Here is a 3,463-nt window from a genome sequence, read left to right as displayed (position 1 = left end):
CGCGGACTCACCATTCGCTTCGGCGGCCACGTGGCCGTCAACGCTGTCTCGTGCGCCTTCGCGCCCGGCACGTTGACGGCCATCGTCGGGCCGAACGGGGCGGGCAAGACGACCTACTTCAACCTGATCTCGGGGCAACTGAAAGCCAGCGCAGGAACGGTGTCGCTGAACGGGCGCGACCTGTCCGGCCTGTCGCCCTCGGCACGCACGCACGCCGGCTTGGGCCGGGCGTTCCAGTTGACCAACCTGTTCCCGAACCTCACAGTGCTGGAGAACGTGCGCCTCGCAGTGCAGGCCACGCGCGAGGGCGCGCACCGGCGCGGACTTAACCTGTGGAGCATCTGGAGCGACCACACGGCATTGACCGCGCGGGCCGACGAGCTGCTCACGCAGATCAACCTCAAGTCGAAGGAACATGCCACGGTGGCGAGCCTGCCGCACGGCGACCAGCGCAAGCTCGAAGTCGCGCTGCTGATGGCGCTGGAGCCGCAGGTCTTCATGTTCGACGAGCCGACCGCCGGCATGAACGCGGCGGAGGCGCCGGTCATCCTCGACCTCATCCGCCAGTTGAAGCAGGACAAGACAAAGACGATCCTCCTGGTGGAACACAAGATGGACGTGGTGCGCGAGCTGGCCGACCGCATCATCGTGCTGCACAACGGCACGTTGGTGGCCGACGGCGAACCGGCCGAGGTCATCGCGTCGCCGATCGTGCAAGAGGCCTACCTGGGCGTGGCGAAGGAGGCCGCATGAGCGAAGCACTCTTGACACTTGACGGCGTGCAGACGCACATCGGCGCGTACCACATCCTCCACCGCGTCGACCTCGTGGTGCCGAAGGGCCAGCTGACGATGCTGCTGGGCCGCAACGGCGCTGGCAAGACGACGACGCTGCGGACCATCATGGGCCTGTGGCACGCGTCGCAGGGCAGGGTGCAGTTCGGTGGCAAGGACATCACCGCGCTGCGCACGCCTGACATCGCCGCGCTCGGCATCGCCTATGTGCCCGAGACCATGGGCATCTTCTCGGACCTGACGGTCAAGGAGAACATGCTGCTGGCCGCGCGCAGCGCGAAGAACGCCGACGGCATCGATGACACGCGGCTGAAGTGGATTTTCCGGCTCTTTCCCGCGGTCGAGAAGTTCTGGAACCACCCGGCCGGCAAGCTGTCGGGCGGGCAGAAGCAGATGCTGGCGGTGTCGCGCGCCATCGTCGAGCCGCGCGAGCTGCTCATCATCGACGAGCCCAGCAAGGGCCTGGCGCCCGTGATGATCAACAACATGATCGACGCCTTCGCCCAGCTCAAGGCGAGCGGCGTGACGATCCTGCTGGTCGAGCAGAACATCCATTTCGCGCAGCGCCTGGGCGACACCGTGGCCGTGATGGACAACGGTCGCGTGGTGCACAGCGGCAGCATGGCCGCGTTCTCTGCCGACGAACAACTGCAGCAGTCGCTGCTGGGGTTGGCACTATGAAATTCGACGTCGACTGGAAGCCATTGGCGCTGGTCCCCGTGCTCGCGCTCATCGCGCTGCCGCTCACCGGCTCGCTCTCGACCTGGCTCACGCTCACGGTGGCGGGCCTGGCGATGGGCATGATCATCTTTATCATCGCCTCCGGCCTCACGCTGATCTTCGGCCTGATGGACGTGCTCAACTTCGGCCACGGCGTGTTCATCGCGCTGGGCGCCTTCGTCGCGAGCAGCGTGCTGGGGCTGATGAGCGACTGGACGGGCTCAGGTGAACTGTGGCGCAACCTGGTGGCGGTGTTCCCTGCCATGCTGGTCGCGATGCTCGTCGCCGGCGCGGTGGGCCTGGCCTTCGAGCGCTTCATCGTGCGGCCGGTGTACGGCCAGCACTTGAAGCAGATCCTCATCACGATGGGCGGGATGATCATCGGCGAGGAACTGATCAAGGTGATCTGGGGCCCGGCGCAGATCCCGCTGCCGCTGCCCGAGGCGCTGCGCGGCTCGGTCTTCATGGCCGACGCGGCCATCAGCAAGTACCGGCTGCTGGCCGTGGCCGTCGGCCTGGTCGTCTTCGGCCTGCTGGCCTGGACGCTCGGCCGCACCAAGATCGGCCTGTTGATCCGCGCCGGCGTGCAGGACCGAGAGATGGTCGAGTCGCTGGGTTACCGCATCGGCCGGCTGTTCGTCGGCGTGTTCGTGGTGGGCAGCGCGCTCGCGGGCCTGGGCGGTGTGATGTGGGGGCTGTTCCAGCAGAACCTGATCCCGCAGATGGGCGCGCAGGTCAACGTGCTGATCTTCATCGTGATCATCATCGGCGGGCTGGGGTCGACAGGCGGGGCGCTCATCGGCGCGCTGTTGGTCGGTTTGATGACCAACTACATCGGCTTCCTGGTGCCGACGCTCACGCAGTTCGCGAGCATTTTCCTGATGGTCGCGGTGCTGCTGTGGCGGCCGCAGGGTGTGTATCCCGTGGCGAGCAGCCGGTGAGGGCGACGTGATGCTGAAACGACTCCTCTCCAACGACATGCCGCGCAGCCGCGTGCTCTCGGTGCTGCTGCTGGCCGTGCTGCTGGGCCTTGCCTTCGCACCCTTCGTCTTCCCGGGCGTCAAGGCGCTCAGCGTGGCGGCCAAGATCCTGGTCTTCATCGTGCTGGTCGCCAGCTTCGACCTGCTGCTGGGCTACACCGGCATCGTGAGCTTCGCGCACACGATGTTCTTCGGCATCGGCGCCTATGGCATCGCCATCTCGGCGAGCCGGCTGGGCGCGGGCTGGGACGCGCTGTTCATCGGCTTGGGCGCTTCCCTGATCGTGTCGCTTGTGCTTGCACTCGCCATCGGGCTGTTCTCGCTGCGGGTGCGCGCGATCTTCTTCGCAATGATCACGCTGGCGGTGGCCGCGGCCTTCCAGACGCTGGCCTCGCAGCTGTCGGACTTCACCGGCGGTGAGGACGGCCTGACCTTCAAGCTGCCCGAACTGATCTCGCCGAGCTTCGAGTTCGCCGACGAGCCCTTCCTGGGGGTGTCGCTCGACGGTCGGCTGCTGTGCTACTACCTGCTCTTCGTGGCGGCATTGGTGTTGGTGCTCGCGCTGCTGCGCATCGTGAACTCGCCCTTCGGCCGCGTGTTGCAGGCGATCCGCGAGAACGAGTTCCGCGCCGAGGCGATCGGCTACCGTGTGGTGGTCTACCGCACGACGGCCGCGGTGCTGTCGGCCCTGTTTGCCACGCTGGCCGGCGCGATGCTCGCGATCTGGCTGCGCTACAACGGGCCGGACACGTCGCTCAGCTTCGAGATCATGGTCGACGTGCTGCTGATCGTGGTGATCGGTGGCATGGGGACCATCTACGGCGCGGCGCTGGGCGCGGTGCTCTTCGTCATCGCACAGAGCTACCTGCAGGACCTGCTCAAGCTCGGCAGCGAAGCGGCCAGCGGCTTGCCCTGGCTCGCGGCACTGCTGTCGCCCGACCGCTGGCTGCTGTGGCTGGGCGTGCTGTT

4 protein-coding genes are annotated in these 3,463 nt (G+C 66.7%); all 4 read left to right on the top strand.

Features of this window, described 5'->3' with window-relative positions:
* A partial coding sequence (locus J2W36_RS26480; protein ID WP_307692774.1) for an ABC transporter ATP-binding protein occupies positions 1 to 753 on the top strand: 753 nt, incomplete at its 5' end.
* Positions 750 to 1,475: an ABC transporter ATP-binding protein gene (locus J2W36_RS26475; protein ID WP_307692773.1), complete on the top strand. Its 726-nt coding sequence runs from the start codon at positions 750 to 752 to the stop codon at positions 1,473 to 1,475. The genes J2W36_RS26480 and J2W36_RS26475, both read left to right, overlap by 4 nt.
* Complete coding sequence (locus J2W36_RS26470; protein WP_307692772.1) at positions 1,472 to 2,455, top strand: branched-chain amino acid ABC transporter permease; 984 nt, start codon at positions 1,472 to 1,474, stop codon at positions 2,453 to 2,455. Before J2W36_RS26475 ends, J2W36_RS26470 begins: the two co-directional genes overlap by 4 nt.
* 10 nt (positions 2,456 to 2,465) lie before the next feature.
* The coding region (locus J2W36_RS26465) for a branched-chain amino acid ABC transporter permease (RefSeq protein ID WP_307692771.1) at positions 2,466 to 3,463 on the top strand (998 nt) is incomplete at its 3' end.

The organism is Variovorax ginsengisoli (genome assembly GCF_030811835.1).
Taxonomy (GTDB): domain Bacteria; phylum Pseudomonadota; class Gammaproteobacteria; order Burkholderiales; family Burkholderiaceae_C; genus Variovorax; species Variovorax ginsengisoli_C.
Note: the sequence above shows the minus strand (reverse complement) of the source record. Positions and strands in the feature narration are given on the sequence as shown.

Excerpts from the sequence above, each read along its gene's own strand:
- J2W36_RS26475 (WP_307692773.1), top strand. The coding sequence starts at position 750 with ATGAGCGAAGCACTCTTGACACTTGACGGCGTGCAGACGCACATCGGC.
- J2W36_RS26470 (WP_307692772.1), top strand. The coding sequence starts at position 1,472 with ATGAAATTCGACGTCGACTGGAAGCCATTGGCGCTGGTCCCCGTGCTC.